Origin of the sequence: Mycolicibacterium septicum DSM 44393, assembly GCF_000455325.1 — a bacterium.
Lineage (GTDB): Bacteria > Actinomycetota > Actinomycetes > Mycobacteriales > Mycobacteriaceae > Mycobacterium > Mycobacterium septicum.
Genome location: NZ_HG322951.1, coordinates 1,925,317 through 1,943,125, shown reverse-complemented (window position 1 = coordinate 1,943,125; position 17,809 = coordinate 1,925,317). Strand labels below are relative to the sequence as shown.

Annotated in this window: 17 protein-coding genes and 1 pseudogene; 13 read left to right on the top strand and 5 right to left on the bottom strand. The window is 67.5% G+C overall.

Annotation, left to right across the window (positions count from 1 at the left end; genetic code table 11):
* Nucleotides 1-17 precede the first annotated feature (17 nt).
* From rfbB to TX88_RS09135, 3 genes are all read left to right on the top strand, one after another.
* On the top strand, nucleotides 18-1,013 hold the full coding sequence (gene rfbB / locus TX88_RS09145; protein ID WP_044516237.1) for a dTDP-glucose 4,6-dehydratase: 996 nt from the start codon (nucleotides 18-20) through the stop codon (nucleotides 1,011-1,013).
* On the top strand, nucleotides 1,010-1,615 hold the full coding sequence (locus tag TX88_RS09140; RefSeq protein WP_044516235.1) for a dTDP-4-dehydrorhamnose 3,5-epimerase family protein: 606 nt from the start codon (nucleotides 1,010-1,012) through the stop codon (nucleotides 1,613-1,615). Before rfbB ends, TX88_RS09140 begins: the two co-directional genes overlap by 4 nt.
* A gap of 90 nt (nucleotides 1,616-1,705) precedes the next feature.
* On the top strand, nucleotides 1,706-2,056 hold the full coding sequence (locus tag TX88_RS09135; RefSeq protein ID WP_049924882.1) for a hypothetical protein: 351 nt from the start codon (nucleotides 1,706-1,708) through the stop codon (nucleotides 2,054-2,056).
* Here the strand turns inward: TX88_RS09135 and TX88_RS09130 are convergent.
* The gene (locus TX88_RS09130; RefSeq protein WP_044516234.1) at nucleotides 2,050-3,171 is read right to left on the bottom strand and encodes a DmpA family aminopeptidase; all 1,122 of its coding nucleotides are present in this window, start codon (nucleotides 3,169-3,171) and stop codon (nucleotides 2,050-2,052) included. The two genes, TX88_RS09135 and TX88_RS09130, sit on opposite strands and share 7 nt — an antisense overlap.
* Before the next feature lie 98 nt (nucleotides 3,172-3,269).
* Between TX88_RS09130 and TX88_RS09125 the strand changes: the two genes are divergently transcribed.
* On the top strand, nucleotides 3,270-3,896 hold the full coding sequence (locus tag TX88_RS09125) for a TetR/AcrR family transcriptional regulator (protein ID WP_044516232.1): 627 nt from the start codon (nucleotides 3,270-3,272) through the stop codon (nucleotides 3,894-3,896).
* 10 nt (nucleotides 3,897-3,906) lie between these two features.
* Nucleotides 3,907-4,776, top strand: coding sequence for an EamA family transporter (locus tag TX88_RS09120; RefSeq protein ID WP_084621844.1), 870 nt, complete (start codon nucleotides 3,907-3,909; stop codon nucleotides 4,774-4,776).
* Here the strand turns inward: TX88_RS09120 and TX88_RS09115 are convergent.
* Nucleotides 4,773-5,468, bottom strand: coding sequence for an alpha/beta hydrolase (locus TX88_RS09115; protein ID WP_044519233.1), 696 nt, complete (start codon nucleotides 5,466-5,468; stop codon nucleotides 4,773-4,775). The genes TX88_RS09120 and TX88_RS09115 overlap by 4 nt on opposite strands.
* A gap of 83 nt (nucleotides 5,469-5,551) precedes the next feature.
* On the opposite strand from TX88_RS09115, the pseudogene TX88_RS09110 reads away from it, so the two are divergent.
* The 5 genes and pseudogenes from TX88_RS09110 to mmsB all read left to right on the top strand — a co-directional run bounded on the left by TX88_RS09110 (nucleotide 5,552) and on the right by mmsB (nucleotide 12,919).
* Nucleotides 5,552-6,506 (top strand): annotated as a pseudogene (locus tag TX88_RS09110) (cupin domain-containing protein).
* Nucleotides 6,507-6,583: 77 nt separating this feature from the next.
* Nucleotides 6,584-9,115: an arylsulfatase gene (locus TX88_RS09105; RefSeq protein ID WP_084621843.1), complete on the top strand. Its 2,532-nt coding sequence runs from the start codon at nucleotides 6,584-6,586 to the stop codon at nucleotides 9,113-9,115.
* 232 nt (nucleotides 9,116-9,347) lie between these two features.
* Entirely contained in the window at nucleotides 9,348-10,868 is a 1,521-nt protein-coding gene (locus TX88_RS09100; RefSeq protein ID WP_044516231.1) for a CoA-acylating methylmalonate-semialdehyde dehydrogenase, read from the top strand.
* A gap of 7 nt (nucleotides 10,869-10,875) precedes the next feature.
* Entirely contained in the window at nucleotides 10,876-12,036 is a 1,161-nt protein-coding gene (locus TX88_RS09095) for an acyl-CoA dehydrogenase family protein (RefSeq protein WP_044516229.1), read from the top strand.
* A gap of 10 nt (nucleotides 12,037-12,046) precedes the next feature.
* Nucleotides 12,047-12,919, top strand: a complete 873-nt coding sequence (mmsB, locus tag TX88_RS09090) for a 3-hydroxyisobutyrate dehydrogenase (protein ID WP_044516228.1) — start codon at nucleotides 12,047-12,049, stop codon at nucleotides 12,917-12,919.
* A gap of 57 nt (nucleotides 12,920-12,976) precedes the next feature.
* On the opposite strand, the gene TX88_RS09085 is transcribed toward mmsB, so the two are convergent.
* A complete protein-coding gene (locus TX88_RS09085; protein ID WP_044516227.1) occupies nucleotides 12,977-13,813 on the bottom strand; it encodes a hypothetical protein in 837 nt (278 codons plus the stop codon).
* Nucleotides 13,814-13,922: 109 nt separating this feature from the next.
* Nucleotides 13,923-14,720 (bottom strand): HAD family hydrolase, encoded by a 798-nt coding sequence (locus TX88_RS09080; protein WP_044519231.1) that lies wholly within the window; start codon nucleotides 14,718-14,720, stop codon nucleotides 13,923-13,925.
* 104 nt (nucleotides 14,721-14,824) lie between these two features.
* Here TX88_RS09080 and TX88_RS09075 point away from each other — a divergent pair, with 104 nt between their 5' ends.
* Nucleotides 14,825-15,487: a response regulator gene (locus TX88_RS09075; RefSeq protein WP_044516225.1), complete on the top strand. Its 663-nt coding sequence runs from the start codon at nucleotides 14,825-14,827 to the stop codon at nucleotides 15,485-15,487.
* A complete protein-coding gene (locus TX88_RS09070) occupies nucleotides 15,484-16,695 on the top strand; it encodes a GAF domain-containing sensor histidine kinase (RefSeq protein WP_044516224.1) in 1,212 nt (403 codons plus the stop codon). Before TX88_RS09075 ends, TX88_RS09070 begins: the two co-directional genes overlap by 4 nt.
* Here the strand turns inward: TX88_RS09070 and TX88_RS09065 are convergent, their stop codons facing one another.
* Nucleotides 16,696-17,280: a TetR/AcrR family transcriptional regulator gene (locus TX88_RS09065; protein ID WP_044516223.1), complete on the bottom strand. Its 585-nt coding sequence runs from the start codon at nucleotides 17,278-17,280 to the stop codon at nucleotides 16,696-16,698.
* An 85-nt stretch (nucleotides 17,281-17,365) separates the two neighbouring features.
* On the opposite strand from TX88_RS09065, the gene TX88_RS09060 reads away from it, so the two are divergent.
* The gene (locus TX88_RS09060; RefSeq protein WP_044516221.1) at nucleotides 17,366-17,749 is read left to right on the top strand and encodes a nitroreductase family deazaflavin-dependent oxidoreductase; all 384 of its coding nucleotides are present in this window, start codon (nucleotides 17,366-17,368) and stop codon (nucleotides 17,747-17,749) included.
* Nucleotides 17,750-17,809: the final 60 nt, after the last annotated feature.

Below are 17,809 nucleotides of genomic sequence, written 5' to 3'. Positions count from 1 at the left end.
CCCATTAGGGTTGACCCATGCGGCTACTGGTCACCGGCGGCGCCGGGTTCATCGGCGCGAACTTCGTGCATCTCGCGCTACGGGAGGCACTCACCACATCGGTGACCGTGCTCGACGCGATGACGTACGCGGGCAGCCAGGAATCCCTGGCACCGGTGGCCGACCAGATTCGGCTGGTGCAGGGCGACGTCGCCGACGCCGGGCTGGTGCACCGGCTGGTCGGCGAGGCCGACGCCGTCGTGCACTTCGCGGCCGAGACCCACGTCGACAACTCGGTGGCGAATCCGCAGCCGTTCCTGCACAGCAACGTCATCGGCACTTTCGCAGTGCTGGAGGCGGTCCGCGCACACGGGGTCCGGTTGCACCACATCTCCACCGACGAGGTGTACGGCGATCTCGAGCTCGACAGCCCGGCCCGGTTCACCCCGGGAACGCCGTACAACCCGTCGAGCCCGTACTCGTCCACCAAGGCCGCTGCCGACCTGCTGGTACGGGCTTGGGTGCGCTCTTACGGTGTGCGCGCGACGATTTCGAACTGCTCCAACAACTACGGCCCGTATCAGCACGTCGAGAAGTTCATCCCGCGCCAGATCACCAACATCCTCACCGGCCGGCGTCCCAAGCTGTACGGCGCGGGCGCGAATGTCCGTGACTGGATCCATGTCGATGACCACAACCGGGCGGTGTGGGAGATTCTCGCCAACGGCCGCAGCGGGCAGACCTACTTGATCGGCGCCGAATGCGAGCGCAACAACCTCACGGTGATGCGCACCCTGCTGCGACTGATGGGCCGCGACCCGGACGACTTCGACCATGTCACCGACCGGGCCGGGCATGACCTGCGCTACGCCATCGACCCGTCGGCCCTGCACGACGAACTGGGCTGGGCACCGAAGCACACCGATTTCGACGAGGGCCTGCAGGCCACCATCGACTGGTACCGCGACAACGAATCCTGGTGGGGTCCTTTGAAAGAGGCCGTAGAAGGCGCTTATGCGGAGCGTGGCCAGTGACCGCGCGCGAGCTGACCATCCCCGGCGCGTGGGAGATCACGCCCAAGCTGCACGGCGATGCGCGCGGCATGTTCTTCGAATGGTTCACCGAGGCCGGGTTCGCCGAGATGACCGGCCACCGCTTCGACATGCGACAGGCCAACTGCTCGGTGTCGGCGGCCGGAGTGCTGCGCGGCGTGCATTTCGCTCAACTGCCGCCCAGCCAGGCCAAGTACGTGACGTGCGTGCGCGGGGCCGTACTCGACGTGGTGGTCGACATCCGGGTGGGCTCCCCGACTTTCGGACAGTGGGACTCGGTGCTGCTCGACGACCAGGACCGGCGTTCGGTGTATCTGTCCGAGGGTCTCGGTCACGCGTTCCTGTCGCTGCAGGACGGCTCGACGGTGATGTACCTGTGTTCGGCGCCGTACAGCCCGGATCGGGAGCACACGATCTTGGCCACCGGCCTGGGGATCGACTGGCCGATCGAGGGCGAGCCGGTGCTGTCCGACCGGGACGCGGCCGCCCCGACGCTGGGGCAGGTCCGGGCTGCGGGGCTGTTGCCGACGTGGGACGACACCCGTGCGTTCGCCGACGAGTTGCGCGCCCGCGTCCAGCGCTGAATGAGGTAGTCCGCTACTGCATACGGGGTCGCCCGGCGGGGCGACGATGGGCGCATCAGCGCGACTCGCGCCCGACGAAACGAGACCACCATGAACCGAGCCTCGCGATTGGCGACGACGTTGCTCGTATCAGGCGGCCTGGCGCTGGCCGGTCTGGCCCTCGGATCGGGTGCGGCCCAGGCCGCCGGGCCGTACCAGTGGTGTCCCGGCGATGAACCGGGCGGGTACGGCGGCGGGTTCAATTCGCCGGCGGACGCCCGGCCGAACTGGGACTGGAACGTCTGCCACAGCTACCACTACGTCAACAGCGGTCAGGGCAACGTCTCGTCCACTGTGTGGGAAGGCGACAACCCGCCGCCGCCGTATCCCTGGCAGCCTCCGAACATGTGCTGGTCGCTGTTCCTCCCCCGGCCGTGCGGCCCCGCCGACCTAGGTCAATGACCTTCCAGCACCAGCGCCGAGTGCAGCAGCTTGTGGTCGAGCGCATGGGCGGTCAACCCGCCCCGGCCGGTCAGGGTCTCGGCGGCCACCAGCGCGTTGACGATGGCTTCCTCGGTGGCCTCGATGGCCAGGTCGAACAGCCTGGTCATCAGCTGTGGCGCGACCATGCGCACCGCGATCTCGGGGCGGTTGGCGTCGGGGTTCTCGTCCCAGCCGTACGGCGGGATCCCCCGGTTGCCGGTGGAGAAGGCCAGCATCAGGTCACCGCTGTACTGCTCACCCGTTCCGCCGACCCGGCCGACGGCCAGGGCCGAGCGTTGCGCGAGCCGGGTGCACTGGTGCGGCAGCAACGGCGCATCGGTGGCGATCACGACGATGATCGAGCCGGACCCCGCCGGATACGGGATCGGAAGGTTCGGGGTCGGCACCAGCTCGGGGCCGACCATCTCGCCGACGGGCACCCCGTTGACCCGAAGACGTTCCCGCCGGCCATGATTCGCCTGCACCAGCACGCCGACGGTGTAGGGACCGGCCACGGTCTCGGTGACCCGCGACGCGGTTCCGATCCCGCCCTTGAAGCCGTGGCAGATCATGCCGGTCCCGCCGCCGACGTTGCCCTCGGCGACCGGGCCGCCCGTGGCGTCGGCCAGTGCGGCGCCCACGTGTTCGGGGCGGACGTGGTGGCCGTTGATGTCGTTGAGCAGCCCGTCGTATGTCTCGCCCACAACCGGCAGGGACCAGTAGAGCCCGTCACCGCGGGCCTGCACCTGGGCCTGGACCAGTGTGTCGCGGACGACGCCGACGCTGTGGGTGTTGGTCAGGCCGATGGGTGTGGTCAGTTCGCCGGACTCGCGTATCCACTCCAGTCCGGTGAGCTCGCCGCTGCCGTTGAGCCGGTGCGCACCGGCGAACACCGGCTCGGTGAAGATCTCGGGGTGTGGGATCACGACGGTGACGCCGGTGTTGACCGGGTTGGGTCCGGGCCGCTGGATCGTGGTGTGCCCGACACGTACGCCGGCCACATCGGTGATGGCGTTGTTCGGGCCCGTGGGATGCTCGCCGATCACGACGCCGATGTCGCGGGCGCGCGGACGCCGAGAGGAGCAGTCCAGCATGCGTCCTCCGGAAAGTTGTGGCCAAATTCTTTTCAGGATTGGAAAATAATGGCGGCGGGTAACCACCGGCGTCAACTAAAGTGACGAAGTCGTGAAGGATGGGACCCGTGGGACGGCCGAACCGACAGGCTCAACGACGTGAAGAGATCCTCGACGCCACGATCGCGTTGATCGAGCGCAAGGATCTGACGACGTTCCGGATCGCCGACGTCGCCGCTGAGCTCAATCTGACCCCCAACGCCGTGCGCTACTACTTCCGGGAGACGGACCAACTGCTCTCGGCGCTCGCGCAGCGCTCGGACAGCAAGTTCTACGATGACCGGCTCACCGTGGTGGAACGCACCGAAGATGCCCGGGATCAGATCGCGTTCATGATCGCCGCCGGGTTGCCGTCGGGACCGGAGGACGTCGAGTGGCGGGCGATCTGGCGGGCCGTGCTGGCCGCCGGCTTCGTACTCAACCAACGCCACGACATCCAGCACATCTATCACCGACAGGTGAGCCTCTACGTTCGCATCCTCGAAACAGGCTCCACTGCAGGAACTTTCACGCTGGCCTCACCGGCACGCGATATCGCCATGACGCTCATGGCGATGGAGGACTATCTCGGGTACCGCATCGTGGCGCGGGACCCGGACCTCGACCGCGCCACCGCGCTACGGCTGATGCGGGGCTATGCCGAACTGGCCACGGGTGCTCAGCTGCCGGTGACGGTGACGGTGTGACGGTGGCGGGTTGACCACCCGCGCCCCGCTCGGGGCCGCGCTGCTGGTGGTGGTCGCCGCGGTCAGCCAGGAGGTGGGCGCGGCATTCGCGGTCGGTTTGTTCGCCGCGGTCGGCACCGTGGGGGCGTTGTTCGCCCGCTTCGCGGTCGCCGGCGTCATCCTGTGCGCGGCGGCCCGCCCGTCGGTGCGGGGCCTGACGCGACAGGCATGGGGCGCGGCGATCGCACTCGCTGTGACGTTGGGCACGATGAACTTCTGCTTCTACCTCGCCATCGACCGGATTCCGCTCGGCATCGCGGTGACCATCGAAGCCCTCGGCCCGCTGATCCTTTCGGTGGTGACGAGTACGCGCCGGGTCGCGTGGCTGTGGGCCGTGCTGGCCTTCGCCGGGGTCGCGATGCTGGGTCTGCCGCATGGGGGCGGCGGACACTTCGAGGCCACCGGATTCGCCTTCGCTGCCGCCGCGGGCGTGGCCTGGGCCGGCTACATCCTGGCGTCGGCGCGGACCGCCGCGGAGTTCCGTCGTGTCGACGGTCTGGCGTTGGCCACGGTCATGGGCGCCCTCGTCGTCGCCCCGTTCGCGGTGACCTCGGTGCACCTGGACGCACTCGACTGGCGCGTGCTCGGGGTGGGCGCGGCGGTCGGGGTGTTGTCCTCGGTGATCCCGTACTCGTTGGAGTTGATCTCCCTGCGCCGCCTCACGCCTGCCACCTTCGCGGTGCTGACCTGCCTGTCCCCGGTCACCGCCGCGCTGGCCGGGCTCGTGGTGCTCGGCCAGCAGATCGGCCTACTGGGTTATCTGGGCGTCGCCCTGGTCACCGTCGCGAGCATCGGCGCGGTGCAGTCCGCCCATGCGGGCCCGGCCGAGCCGCTCGGCTAGCCGCCGAATTCGGCCACCGCCTCGTCGATCAGATCCGCAATCGCGGTGGGCTGGGACGCCAACGACGCGTGGCTCGCGTCGAGTTCGATGATCTTGCGGGGGTTCATCCGCTGCGCCATCCGGCGCTCGTTGTCGGGGTGGATCATGCGGTCCTCGGTCGACACCTGATACCAGACGGGCTTGCTCTTCCAGGCCGGGGTGGACACGGCGTCACCGAAGGTCGAACCGAGCGGCGCCTTCTGGGTCACCGCCATCACCAGGGTCTCGTCGTCGGGCAGATCCTGGGCGAAGCTCTCGGAGAATTTGTCCTGCTTGATCCACAGGTAGCCATCCGAGTCGGGCGCGATGTTGTCGAACGCCGCCGGTGGTTGTTGCTCACTGATCTGGCCGGGGCTCTCCCCCGCGTCGGGCGCGAACGCCGCGACGTAGACCAGCCCGACCACATTGGGCAGATCCCCCGCTTCCGTGATGACCGCCCCACCGTACGAATGACCGACCAGCAGCACGGGCCCGTCGACCTGCTTGACCATTTGCTGCGTGCGGTGCGTGTCGTCCTGCAGGGACGTCAGCGGGTTCTCCACCGCATACAGCTTGTCGTAGCCGCGCTTGCGCAGTTCCACGATCACCTTCGCCCAGTGCGCCGCTCCACCCCAAAACCCGTGCACCAGAACGACTGCCGGCTTGTCGGTCATCTTCGGACCCTCCTCGGTCTCGGAACCCCAGGCGTTGACCACCCGTGACGGTTCCACCATATTTGGAGGATGAGGCAACAGCCATGATCGATTCGCCGGAAAAGTTAGCCGATCCTCTGGGTCTGACGCCCTCCAGCCCAGCTGGTTCGGACGCCTTGTCGGAGATCCTGCGCACCGTGCGCCTCCGCGGGGACGCCGTGACGCGGTGGTCGCCCGCCACACCTTTCCACGTGACCGTTCCGGCCGCAGCCCGGGTACTGCACATCGCCGAGACCGGCGGACTCACGCTGCACATCGGACGACCGGACCCTGCCGATGAACGCCGGCGACATGGCATTGCTGGCCCGCGGCGACACGCACAGCATCTCCCACGGCGATAGCGCCGCTGCCCGACCGCTGTCCGGACGTGACCGCAATCCTGGTGCCGGGCAGGAGGATCCGGACTCGCCGCACTGGCTCAGTGGAATCTTCGCCGTCGACAGCGCGGTTGCCGACCCGCTGTTGTCGGTGCTGCCGCCTGCGATCATGATCCGGGCCGACACGCCTGGCCACGAGTGGCTGCCGCTGAGCCTGCAGCTGTTGCTAGCCGAGACCACGGAACCCCGGCCGGGCGCGAGAGTGATGATCTCCCGGATTCTCGACCTGTTGTTCATCCACGCCCTGCGGGAGTGGTCCAGGTCCGCCGATGCGGCGCCGGGCTGGCTCACCGCGGCGATGGATCCCCAACTGGGTCCGGTGCTCACCGCTGTGCACAACGATCCGGCACATCCATGGTCGGTCGCCGAACTCGCCGACCTCGCACGACATTCGCGGTCCACGTTCGCCGAACGGTTCACCCGCCTGTTCGGGCAGTCCCCGGCCGCCTATGTCACGGAGCGTCGGCTCGACCGTGCCGCGGACCTGCTCCGCTCGACCACCACCTCGGTCAGCAGGATCGGGCAAGCCGTCGGCTACACATCCGATTCCGCGTTCAGCCGTGCGTTCCAGCGCCGGTACGGCGCACCGCCCTTGCGGTGGCGCAACATCCAGTCCGCCTGAACCACGCCACCCGCCGGCCCAGATCAGGAACCAGTTATCCACGCGGGCGCCGATTTCGGCGTCTACCCTCGAAGCACATGGCGCAAAGACCTTCGAACGGCGGCCCTGAGGAATCCGACAGCGTCGAGGCGGTGGTGTCCGAGCGTCGGCGGGGCCTGTCCAGGCGCGCGGCACTGAGCCGTCTGGCGGTCCTGGGAATCGGAGGGTCGGCAGCCGTTGCGCTGCTGGCCGCATGCGAGAACCAAGGCGGCCCTGGGCCGGGCCAGACACCGGGAGAGCCACCGTCAGGTGAATGGCCGGATCGCAGCAAGCTGCCGATCGAGCCGTACCAGAAGGTCGGCAAGATCGACCGCACGGTGAAGGGGTCGGACCCGATCGAATGGCCCAAGGAAGTGGCCGCCCCAGAGGGCGCACCGAACATCCTGTTGGTGATGACCGATGACGTCGGATTCGGCGCTTCGGAGGTGTTCGGCGGCCCGATCCCCACCCCGACTTATGCACGTCTGGCCGAGAACGGGCTGCGCTACAACCGCTTTCACACAACAGCCTTGTGCTCGCCGTCGCGGGCAGCGCTGTTGACGGGCCGTAACCACCATGTGGCGTCCACCGGCATCATCATGGAGTTCTCCACCCCGTTCCCCGGCTATCACAGCATCGTGTCGCGCAGCGTCGGCACGCTCGGCGAGGTGCTGACCGGAAATGGTTACGGCACAGCATGGTTTGGTAAGAACCACAACGTGCCGGACTGGCTGACCACCCCGGCCGGCCCGTTCAACCTGTGGCCATCCGGGCTCGGGTTCGAGTACTCCTATGTCTTCCTGGGCGCCGACGCGCATCAGTTCCGCCCGGCGATCTACGAGAACAACCTGCCGGTGGATCCGTATCTGGGCCGCGAGGACACCTACCACCTCGACGCCGATCTGGCGGACAAGGCCATCCACTGGATGCGCATGCAGAAGGCCGTCAACCCGGACAAGCCGTTCTTCGCGTACTACACCCCCGGAACCGCCCATGCTCCGCACCACGCCCCGCAGGAATGGCTCGACAAGTTCAAGGGCAAGTTCGACCACGGCTGGGACCGCCAGCGGGAGATGACGTACGAGAAGCAAAAGGAACTCGGCGTCATCCCGCCCGATGCCGTACTCAACCCGACGCCCGCGGACTACAAGCGCTGGGACGATCTGTCGCCCGACATGAAGCGGGTGTGCGCCCGGCAGATGGAGTGCTACGCCGCGGCGTTGTCGCACTGCGACCACCAGGTCGGTCGCGTCGTGGACGCCATCGCGGAGATGGGCGAGCTCGACAACACCCTGATCATCTACATCCAGGGCGACAACGGCTCCAGCGCGGAGGATCCCTCGGGCCGCGGCATGACCAGCGAAATAGTCACGTTGGGCAACGGCATCGACGACCGCGACGACTTCATGGTGCAGAACATCGACCAGTTCGGCGGCATGTGGATGCAGAACCACTTCTCGCACGGCTGGGCCCACGCGATGAACTCGCCGTACCAGTGGGACAAAAAGATCGCCTCACATCTGGGCGGCAGCCGCACCTCGATGGTGATCTCCTACCCGAAGGGCATCAAGGATCCCGGCGGCCTGCGGTCCCAGTTCACCCACATCACCGACGTCGTGCCGACCATCCTGGAGGCCGCCAACCTGCCGATGCCGACCTCGATCGACGGGATCGAGCAGGTGCCGCTCAACGGCGCCAGTCTGATCCCCTCGATGGAGAAGGCCGACGCACCCGAGCACCACACCACGCAGTACTTCGAGGTCATCGCCAATCAGGGCATCTACCACGACGGCTGGATGGCCAACACCGCACCCAAACGGCTGCCCTGGCAGGGCCGCGGACCGACCAACCCGGACCCGTTCGAGGAATACGAGTGGCAGCTGTACAACCTGAATGACGACTTCACCCAGTCCAAGAACGTGGCCAAGGACAACCCCGAGAAGCTGGAGGAGTTGCGGAAGCTGTTCCTCGGCGAGGCAGAGAAGAACAAGGTGTTTCCGCTCGATGACCGCTATCTCGAGCGGTTGAGTCCCGAAAACCGGCCCCAGCACAACGCCGGCCGCAATGTGTACACGTACTTCGACGGAGTCACCCGCATCACCGAGGGCATGGCCCCGAACATGAAGAACACGTCCTACTCGATCACCGGGACGGTCACCATACCGCCCGGCGGCGCCGAGGGCATCCTCATGACCCAGGGCGGCTGGTTCGGTGGCAACGCGCTGTATCTGCTCAAGGGAAAGCCCGTATTCGCCTCTGCCGCTTCGCACTACCCCGAGCACAAATACAGGGTCGAGGCACCGGCTGCCCTGACTCCGGGCAAGCACGACGTCCGGGTGGACTTCGCTTACGACGGCGGAGATCCCGGCAGCGGTGGGATGGCGACGGTCTTCGTCGACAACGCCCAGGTGGCCCAGGGCCGCATCGACAGGACGATCCCGGTTCGAGTGTCGGCCGACGAGACGTTCGACGTCGGCGAGGACAGCGGTACCCCGCTCAACCACGATTACGATGTGCCGTTCCGGTTCACCGGCGAACTGCACAAAGTGGTGGTCGAACTCAAACCCGCACCGGCCAAACGACCCGCTTGAGCAGCCCCGACAACAACGATCGTTCCCGTCGGTGCCAGCCGCGCGATTGCCCTGACTACACGGGTCCGCAAACGGGTCCGCAGAGAGAACATCCCCGCTGTTGCCGATTCCCGTCGACCCCTTGCCAAGAGCTCTGACCGATTACTAGGATATGCAAGTATCTCGGGTAATCCCCGGGCTCCACTGCTGAATCAAAATTCCGCATCGCGCATCTCTCTTTGGACGGAACGCCATGACCACTCAGATCCCCCACTTCATCAACGGCAAGCGCACCACCGCCGGGTCGACCCGCACCGCCGACGTGCTCAACCCCAGCACCGGCGAGGTGCAGGCACAGGTGGTCCTGGCCTCGGTCGCCGACATCGACGCCGCGGTGGCCGGCGCCGTCGAGGCCCAGAGAGAATGGGCCGCCTACAACCCGCAGCGCCGCGCCCGGGTGCTGATGAAGTTCATCGAGCTGGTGAACCAGAATTCCGATGAGCTCGCCGAGCTGCTCTCCCTGGAGCACGGCAAGACCGTCGCCGACTCACTGGGCGACATCCAGCGCGGCCTTGAGGTCATCGAGTTCTCGGTCGGCATCCCCCACCTGCTCAAGGGTGAGTTCACCGAGGGCGCGGGCACCGGCATCGACGTGTACTCCATCCGCCAGCCGCTGGGCGTGGTCGCGGGCATCACCCCGTTCAACTTCCCGGCGATGATCCCCCTGTGGAAGGCCGGCCCCGCGCTGGCGTGCGGAAATGCGTTCGTGCTCAAGCCTTCCGAGCGTGATCCCTCGGTTCCGCTGCGGCTGGCCGAGCTGTTCATCGAGGCCGGTCTGCCGGCCGGCGTGTTCCAGGTCGTGCAGGGCGACAAGGAAGCCGTCGACGCGATCCTCGAGCACCCCGACATCAAGGCGGTCGGTTTCGTCGGCAGCTCCGACATCGCGCAGTACATCTACTCGGGCGCAGCGGCGCACGGCAAGCGCGCACAGTGCTTCGGCGGCGCCAAGAACCACATGATCGTGATGCCCGATGCCGATCTGGACCAGGCCGTCGACGCGTTGATCGGCGCCGGCTACGGCAGCGCCGGTGAGCGCTGCATGGCCATCAGCGTCGCGGTGCCGGTCGGCGAAGACACCGCGAACCGGTTGCGCGCCAGGCTCGTCGAGCGGGTCAATCAGCTGCGGGTCGGACACAGCCTCGATCCCAAGGCGGACTACGGGCCACTGGTCACCGGCGCGGCCCTCGAGCGGGTGCGCGACTACATCGGCCAGGGTGTCGAGGCCGGCGCCGAACTCGTGGTCGACGGCCGCGAGCGTGCGAGCAACGAGCTGACCTTCGGTGACGCCAGCCTCGAGAGCGGCTACTTCATCGGCCCGACCCTGTTCGACAACGTCACCACCGACATGTCGATCTACACCGACGAGATCTTCGGTCCCGTGTTGTGCATCGTCCGGGCCCACGACTACGAGGAAGCCCTCAAGCTGCCGTCCGAGCACGAGTACGGCAACGGCGTCGCGATCTTCACCCGTGACGGGGATGCCGCGCGCGACTTCGTCTCCCGCGTGCAGGTCGGCATGGTCGGCGTCAACGTGCCGATCCCGGTTCCGGTGGCCTACCACACGTTCGGTGGCTGGAAGCGGTCCGGATTCGGCGATCTCAACCAGCACGGGCCGCATTCGATCCTGTTCTACACCAAGACCAAGACCGTCACGGAGCGGTGGCCGTCGGGCATCAAGGATGGCGCCGAGTTCGTCATCCCGACCATGAAGTAGCACACCGGTGAATCTGCACGACCTGGACGAAGACGAACGCGTGATCGCCGAGACGGCGGCCGCGTTCGCCGAGAAGCGCATCGCGCCATACGCGTTGGAATGGGATGAGACCCATCACTTCCCCACCGACGTATTGCGCGAGGCGGCCGAACTCGGCATGGGCGCCATCTACTGCGGTGAGGACGCGGGAGGCAGCGGGCTGCGCCGACTGGATGCGGTGCGCATCTTCACCGCCCTCGCCGAGGCCGACCCCACCCTGGCGGCGTTCCTGTCCATCCACAACATGTGCGCCTGGATGGTGGACAGCTTCGGTACCGAGGAGCAGCGCAAGACCTGGGTGCCCAGGCTGGCGTCGATGGAGGCCATCGCCAGCTACTGCCTCACCGAACCGGGTGCCGGCTCGGACGCCGCGGCGCTGCGGACCAGAGCGGTCCGCGACGGCAGCGATTACGTCCTCGACGGGGTCAAGCAGTTCATCTCCGGTGCGGGCAGTTCCGATGTGTACGTGGTGATGGCCCGCACCGGCGCCGACGGCCCCAAGGGCATTTCCGCGTTCGTCGTCGAAAAGGACGCGGCGGGGCTGAGTTTCGGCGCACAGGAGCAGAAGATGGGCTGGAATGCCCAGCCCACCGCTCAGGTGATCTTCGAGGGTGTCCGGGTTCCGGCCGAGGCCCTGCTGGGCAGCACCGAGGGCACCGGTTTCGGGATCGCGATGAACGGACTGAACGGCGGGCGGATCAACATCGCCGCCTGCTCGCTCGGCGGAGCACAGGCCGCCTACGACAAGGCACTGGGCTATCTGGCCGACCGCCAGGCGTTCGGCGGGGCTCTTCTCGACGAGCCGACCATCCGGTTCACCCTCGCCGATATGGCCACCGGCCTGGAGACGTCACGAAACATGTTGTGGCGGGCGGCCTCCGCGCTGGATGCCAACCACCCCGACAAGGTCACGTTGTGTGCGATGGCCAAGCGGTACGTCACCGACACGTGCTACGAGGTGGCCGATCAGGCGCTGCAGTTGCACGGCGGCTACGGGTATCTGCGCGAGTACGGTCTGGAGAAAATCGTCCGGGATCTGCGGGTGCACCGCATTCTTGAGGGAACCAACGAAATCATGCGCGTGGTCATCGGCCGATCCGAATCGGCCCGGGCCCGCGCCACCGGATAGGGAGACTTGAGTGAGCACGATCGCGTTCTTGGGGCTGGGCAACATGGGCGGGCCGATGGCCGCCAACCTGGTGACCGCCGGGCACACCGTGCGCGGCTTCGATCCGGTTCCCGCCGCGCAAGAGGCGGCAAAGGCCAACGGCGTCAACGTGTTCGCCACCGGCGCAGAGGCCGTTGCCGGTGCTGACGTGGTGATCACCATGCTGCCCAACGGCGCGTTGGTGAAGAGCTGCTACGCCGAGGTGCTGCCTGCCGCCGCCGAGGGGGCACTGTTCATCGACAGCTCGACGATCTCGGTCGACGATGCCCGCGAGGTGCACAAGGTTGCACTGGAGCACGGCTTCGCCCAGCTCGACGCCCCGGTCTCCGGCGGGGTCAAGGGCGCGGTGGCGGGCACGCTGGCCTTCATGGTCGGCGGCGAGGACGAGGCGGTCGAGCGTGGCCGCGCGGTGCTGGATCCCATGGCGGGCAAGATCATTCACTGCGGTGCCACCGGCGCCGGCCAGGCCGCCAAGGTGTGCAACAACATGGTGCTGGCGGTGCAGCAGATCGCCGTCGGTGAGGCGTTCGTGCTGGCCGAGAAGTTGGGCCTGGACAAGCAGGCGCTGTTCGACGTGATCACGGGCGCGACCGGCAACTGCTGGGCCGCGCACACGAACTGCCCGGTGCCCGGCCCGGTGCCCACGTCCCCGGCCAACAACGATTTCAAGCCGGGGTTCGCCACCGCGCTGATGAACAAGGACTTGGGCCTGGCGATGGCCGCCGTGGAGTCCACGGGTTCGTCGGCTCCGCTTGGCACGCACGCCGCCGAGATCTATGCGAAGTTCGCCGTCGACCACGCGGACAAGGATTTCAGCGCGGTCATCGAGACGCTGCGCAGCTGATTCGTCTTCGCGTTCGTAATGTGGTGGCGCCAGAATTCGCGTTCCGCCGCCACCACGTTACGAACGCGAAGCCCAGGCCTTGGCCAACCGACCGAGAACATTCGCTTCGCCGTCGCGGCAGGTGACCCGAATGACGATCCAGCCCATCTCGATCATTTCGTCGATTCGGGCGATGTCCTTGCGGAGGACATCAGGATCGGTGTGGTGCAGGCCTTCATACTCCATGGCGATCTTCAACTCAGGCCACGCAGTGTCGACCTCCCCGATCAACGCGCCGTACTCGTTGTAGATCGGGTGCTGCGTCTGCGGCGGCGGATAGCCCGCGCGAACAACCAACAGCCGCAACCACGTTTCCTTCGGAGATTCCGCTCCAGGGTCGACCAGGGCAATGCTCGCGAGTGCCTGTTTGATGCCTTTGCGTCCGCTGTGCCGCTGCGCGGCCAGTTCGATGTCTGCGACTTTCAGGCGAGTGGCGCGAGCCAGCGCATCGATCGCTGCCACGGCGGCGTCTTCTGGCAGTCGGCACGCCAGATCCACCGCGGTACGAACCGGGGTGGTCAATCTGATGTCGCCGATTCGGCAGATGTCGTCATTCTCGATCACGTCGGCCCACGCCACGACTCCCCGGGTCGGCCGCCGATTGGTGTCGAGAATGTTGGCGGGCAGCCCCGCATCGATCCAACGGGCTCCGTGCAGCGCCGCCGCGGAGTACCCGGCCAGCACTCCCCGCCGCCGTGATCGCAGCCAGGCTGCTTTGGCGCGCAGTACCGCGGTAGGCCGAGTCCCCCGCGGGACATAGATGTCGTGGTGCACGGCGGTGAACCGGGCGCGCAGGTCGTGGCGGGTCAGGCCTCCGGCCGCAATCGCCTCACTGCCGATGAACGGTTCCACCATGCGGGAAAAGTGTGCCCGCGCCCACCGACATCATCGCGTTCGTAACGCCATGGCGGAAAAAACCGCGTTTGGCCGCCACCACGTTACGAACGCGGATGCGCGGCGAGATCTACGCGGCTGACGGGCTGCGCTGAGCCCACCACTGGCTGTGCAGGCGCTGGCACACCGGCAGGCGCAGCGCGTCGGCGCCGACGAAGTCCGGCCGCACCGCAACCGCGGCGTACGAACCGGCACCGGCGTCGGGGTCGATGAGGACGCTGGCCATCCCGGCGCCGTTGGCGGCACGCAGGCCCGCGGCAGAGCCGGCCATGGCCAACGCGTCGTGGCCCGCCACTCCCAGTTCGGCCAGGGCGTGCCGGTACAGCTCGGCCCCGGTGGCGCTCACGTCATCGGTGGTGACGACGGTTTCCACCAGGCCTTCACCGACGAGCTGGCGCACCAGGGGTTCGGCCCAGCGCCGACGGCCCGCGGCAACGACCGCGACCGGCAGACCGGCCAGGAACGCGTCGTTCACCAGATCATCGAGACCAGGCCGGGGCGTCAGGCCGGCCTCGAGGATCATCTCGTCGAACATCATGTCCTTGGTCATGCAGATCTCGTCGGCGAGCACCTCGGTGAGCACATCGCACTCCGTGCCGACGCACCGCTTACGCAGTTCGGCGGTGACCCGCTGACGCTCGTCGTGCAGCGCGAGAAGCTGCTGATACCGGCCGACGCTCCACTGGATGGGCAGACCGTGCGCAGCGAAGGCCGCGTTGAAGACGACGCGATGCCCCTCCAGGTCGAGGTCCGACAGTGCGTCGAGGTCGAAGACCACCGCACGTAGCGGATGGGCAGGGGCTTCGGTCTGCGGACAGTCCCACCAGAACCGTCCGGCACGCCATGACTTCTCTTGTAGTGAGGGCACCACATGAGAGTGGCCTACGTCACACAGGTGGCGCGTCCCCCGTAGGGGGGATTGGGCCGGTCAAGTTCATCTACCCAGCCCGTCACCACCTCTAGGGTGATGCCATGGCGCCCTCCAATCCAGTGCGCCTTGTGCTGGTCGACGACCATGAGATGGTCATCGAGGGTCTCAAGGCCATGCTTGCTGCGTTCAACGACCGGGTCGAGGTGGTCGGCCAGGCCGTGGGCGCCGAGCGTGCCCTGAGCGTGATCGAGACGCTCAACCCCGACATCGTGCTGTGTGACGTGCGGATGGAGGGTTCCAGCGGGCTGGACCTGTGCCGGGTGCTGCGGGAGCGGGATCCCGACCGCAAGGTGGTCATGTTGTCGGTCTACGACGACGAGCAATACCTGTTCCAGGCGCTGCGGGTGGGCGCCTCGGGGTATCTGCTCAAGAGCATCAGCAGTGACGAACTGGTGCGTCAGCTCGAATTCGCCCACAGCGGCCAGACCGCGATCGATCCGGGCATGGCGGCCCGCGCGGCCGGTACCGCGGCGCGGCTGCAGCGCGACGAGTTCTGGCCGGGGGTCCGGCAGGGGCTGACCCAGCGCGAGAGCGAGATCCTGTCCTTCGTCGTCGCAGGCCTGTCCAACCGCGGGATCGCCAACAAGCTCGTGATCGGCGAGGAAACCGTGAAGACCCATTTGCGCTCCATCTATCGCAAGCTCGGGGTCAGCGACCGGGCGGGCGCGGTGGCGACGGCACTGCGTGAAGGCATCTACCAATGACCGACAAACCCGCACGTGAACTCGGCCCGATCGACCTCACCGCCGACCGCGAACTGGCCCTGCTGCGCGAACTCATCCGGGCCGCGTCCAGCGGCCCGGGTGTGGAACCGCTGGCCGCCGCGGCAGCCCGGATGATCACCGAGGCCACCGCCACCGACGTGTGCTTCGTCCACGTACTCGACGATTCGGAACGCGCCCTGACCCTGGCCGGGGCCACGCCGCCGTTCGATGCCGAGATCGGCAAGATCCGGCTCCCCCTCGGGCAGGGCATCTCCGGTTGGGTGGCCGACCACCGCCAGCCCGTGGTGATCAGCCACGACAAGGAATCCGATCCCCGCTACAAGCCGTTCGAGTCGCTACGCGGGCGTGATTTCACCTCCATGGTGTCGGTCCCGATGGAGACCGGGCCGGGCGGGCTCGTCGGAGTGCTCAACGTGCACACCGTCGACCGCCGCGAGTTCACCCCGCGCGACGTGGAGTTGCTGCTGGTGATCGGCCGGCTGATCGCCGGGGCATTGCACCAGGCCCGGCTGCACCGCCAGCTGGTGGCCCGCGAGCGGGCGCACGAGAATTTCGTCGAGCAGGTGATCGAGGCGCAGGAACTCGAGCGGCGCCGGTTGGCCGGCGACATTCACGACGGCATCTCGCAGCGGTTGGTGACGCTGTCCTACCGGCTCGACGCCGCAGCGCGCGCGGTCGAGCCGCAGGCGGTGGCCGAGCAGTTGGCCGCCGCACGAGAACTGGTCGCCCTCACGCTCCAGGAGGCGCGGGCCGCGATCAGCGGGCTGCGGCCGCCCGTGCTCGACGACCTCGGACTGTCCGGCGGGCTGGCCAGCCTGGCCCGGTCGATCCCACGGGTGGAGATCGATGTCGACCTCGCCGAGACCCGGGTGCCCGACCACATCGAGTTGGCCCTGTACCGGATCGCCCAGGAATGCCTGCAGAACGTGGTCAAACATGCCGAGGCGGACCGGGCCCGGCTCACCTTCGCCGTCGACGACGGTGTCGCCCGGCTCGAGATCGTCGACGACGGCAAGGGGTTCGACACGTTCGAGCATCCGCTGGGCAGTGACGAGATGGGCGGCTACGGGTTGTTGTCGATGGCCGAGCGGGCCGAGATCGTCGGCGGCCGGCTGCACATCCGGTCGCGACCGGGTGCGGGCACCACGGTGACCGCGGTCATCCCCCTGCCCTCGGTCAGCGAGTAGTCACCCGCCCTCTCCCAGGTGCACGCGTACCGCGGGCACCGCACGGGCGATCAGCTCCTCGGTCGACTGCGTTGCGATCGGCTCGATCCGCAGGATGTGGCGCAGGTAGGCGATACCGAGTAGTTGGCCCATGGCCAGGTCCACCCGCAGTGCGGCGTCGGCACCGGTGAGTGCGGTGGCGATCTGCGGGTAGAGCCGCTGCTCGATGAACTGGCGGACCAGGGCGGCGGATTCCTCGTGGGTGGCCGCACCACGCAGGATGGCCAGCAGGGGCGCACGGGTGTCGGGCTGTTCCCACAGCTCGAAGAAGGCCCGGGTCAGCCGTTCGGCCAGGCCGGCCGGGCCGTCGTCGAGAATTCGCCCGCTGAACTGTGCGGGGTCGAACGGCCAGCCCACGGTGGCCCGGAACAGCTCGGCCTTGCTGCCGAAGTAGTGCCGGATCAGGGCCGGGTCCACGGCCGCGGCGGCCGCGATGTCGCGCAGCGAGGTCTTGTCGTAGCCGCCTTCGGCGAACATCCGCCGGGCGGTGGCCACCAACTCCTCACGGGTGCCGGGCTGTCCCGGCCGTCGTCCACGGGGCGGCATAATTCCGAAATTCTACAACCGTTGACTTCTCGATCGGGCCAGGTCTACGCTCGAATCATTAATTCCACAACTGAGGAGTTATACGATGCCCGCTCCACGATGGGTCGCCTACGCCAACAAATTCGGGCTGAATCAGCTCACCCGGTTCATCGCCCCGTGGGCGCCGGGTTGGGCAGTCGTCATCCACCGCGGACGCAAGTCCGGCCGGACCTTCCGGACACCGCTGTGGGCCTTTCGACGGCCGGGCGGTTTCGTCATCGCCCTGACCTACGGCTCGCAGGCCGATTGGGTCCGCAATGTGCTGGCCGCGGACGGATGCGAATTGGAGGCCCGGCGCCATCGGTACCGGCTCACCGCACCCGAGGTCTACCGCGACGAGAAGGCCGGCGACATGCCCGTGTTCATCGCCTTCATGCTGCGCTGGGTGATCCGGGCCCCGGAATTCCTCAGCCTCAAGATCGCGGACTAACTGTCGTGACCTGACACGTCGTTGTCAGGCGGCAAGCCGACTGATGGGTGGTCGTCCGCC

What these genes read in the sequence shown, in the direction of transcription:
- TX88_RS09115 (WP_044519233.1), bottom strand. Translation starts at nt 5,468, where the DNA reads ATGACCGACAAGCCGGCAGTCGTTCTGGTGCACGGGTTTTGGGGTGGA.
- TX88_RS09065 (WP_044516223.1), bottom strand. Translation starts at nt 17,280, where the DNA reads ATGCCGCCCCGTGGACGACGGCCGGGACAGCCCGGCACCCGTGAGGAG.
- TX88_RS09060 (WP_044516221.1), top strand. Translation starts at nt 17,366, where the DNA reads ATGCCCGCTCCACGATGGGTCGCCTACGCCAACAAATTCGGGCTGAAT.
- TX88_RS09130 (WP_044516234.1), bottom strand. Translation starts at nt 3,171, where the DNA reads ATGCTGGACTGCTCCTCTCGGCGTCCGCGCGCCCGCGACATCGGCGTC.
- TX88_RS09135 (WP_049924882.1), top strand. Translation starts at nt 1,706, where the DNA reads ATGAACCGAGCCTCGCGATTGGCGACGACGTTGCTCGTATCAGGCGGC.
- TX88_RS09100 (WP_044516231.1), top strand. Translation starts at nt 9,348, where the DNA reads ATGACCACTCAGATCCCCCACTTCATCAACGGCAAGCGCACCACCGCC.
- TX88_RS09125 (WP_044516232.1), top strand. Translation starts at nt 3,270, where the DNA reads ATGGGACCCGTGGGACGGCCGAACCGACAGGCTCAACGACGTGAAGAG.
- TX88_RS09070 (WP_044516224.1), top strand. Translation starts at nt 15,484, where the DNA reads ATGACCGACAAACCCGCACGTGAACTCGGCCCGATCGACCTCACCGCC.
- rfbB (WP_044516237.1), top strand. Translation starts at nt 18, where the DNA reads ATGCGGCTACTGGTCACCGGCGGCGCCGGGTTCATCGGCGCGAACTTC.
- TX88_RS09075 (WP_044516225.1), top strand. Translation starts at nt 14,825, where the DNA reads ATGGCGCCCTCCAATCCAGTGCGCCTTGTGCTGGTCGACGACCATGAG.
- TX88_RS09105 (WP_084621843.1), top strand. Translation starts at nt 6,584, where the DNA reads ATGGCGCAAAGACCTTCGAACGGCGGCCCTGAGGAATCCGACAGCGTC.
- TX88_RS09085 (WP_044516227.1), bottom strand. Translation starts at nt 13,813, where the DNA reads ATGGTGGAACCGTTCATCGGCAGTGAGGCGATTGCGGCCGGAGGCCTG.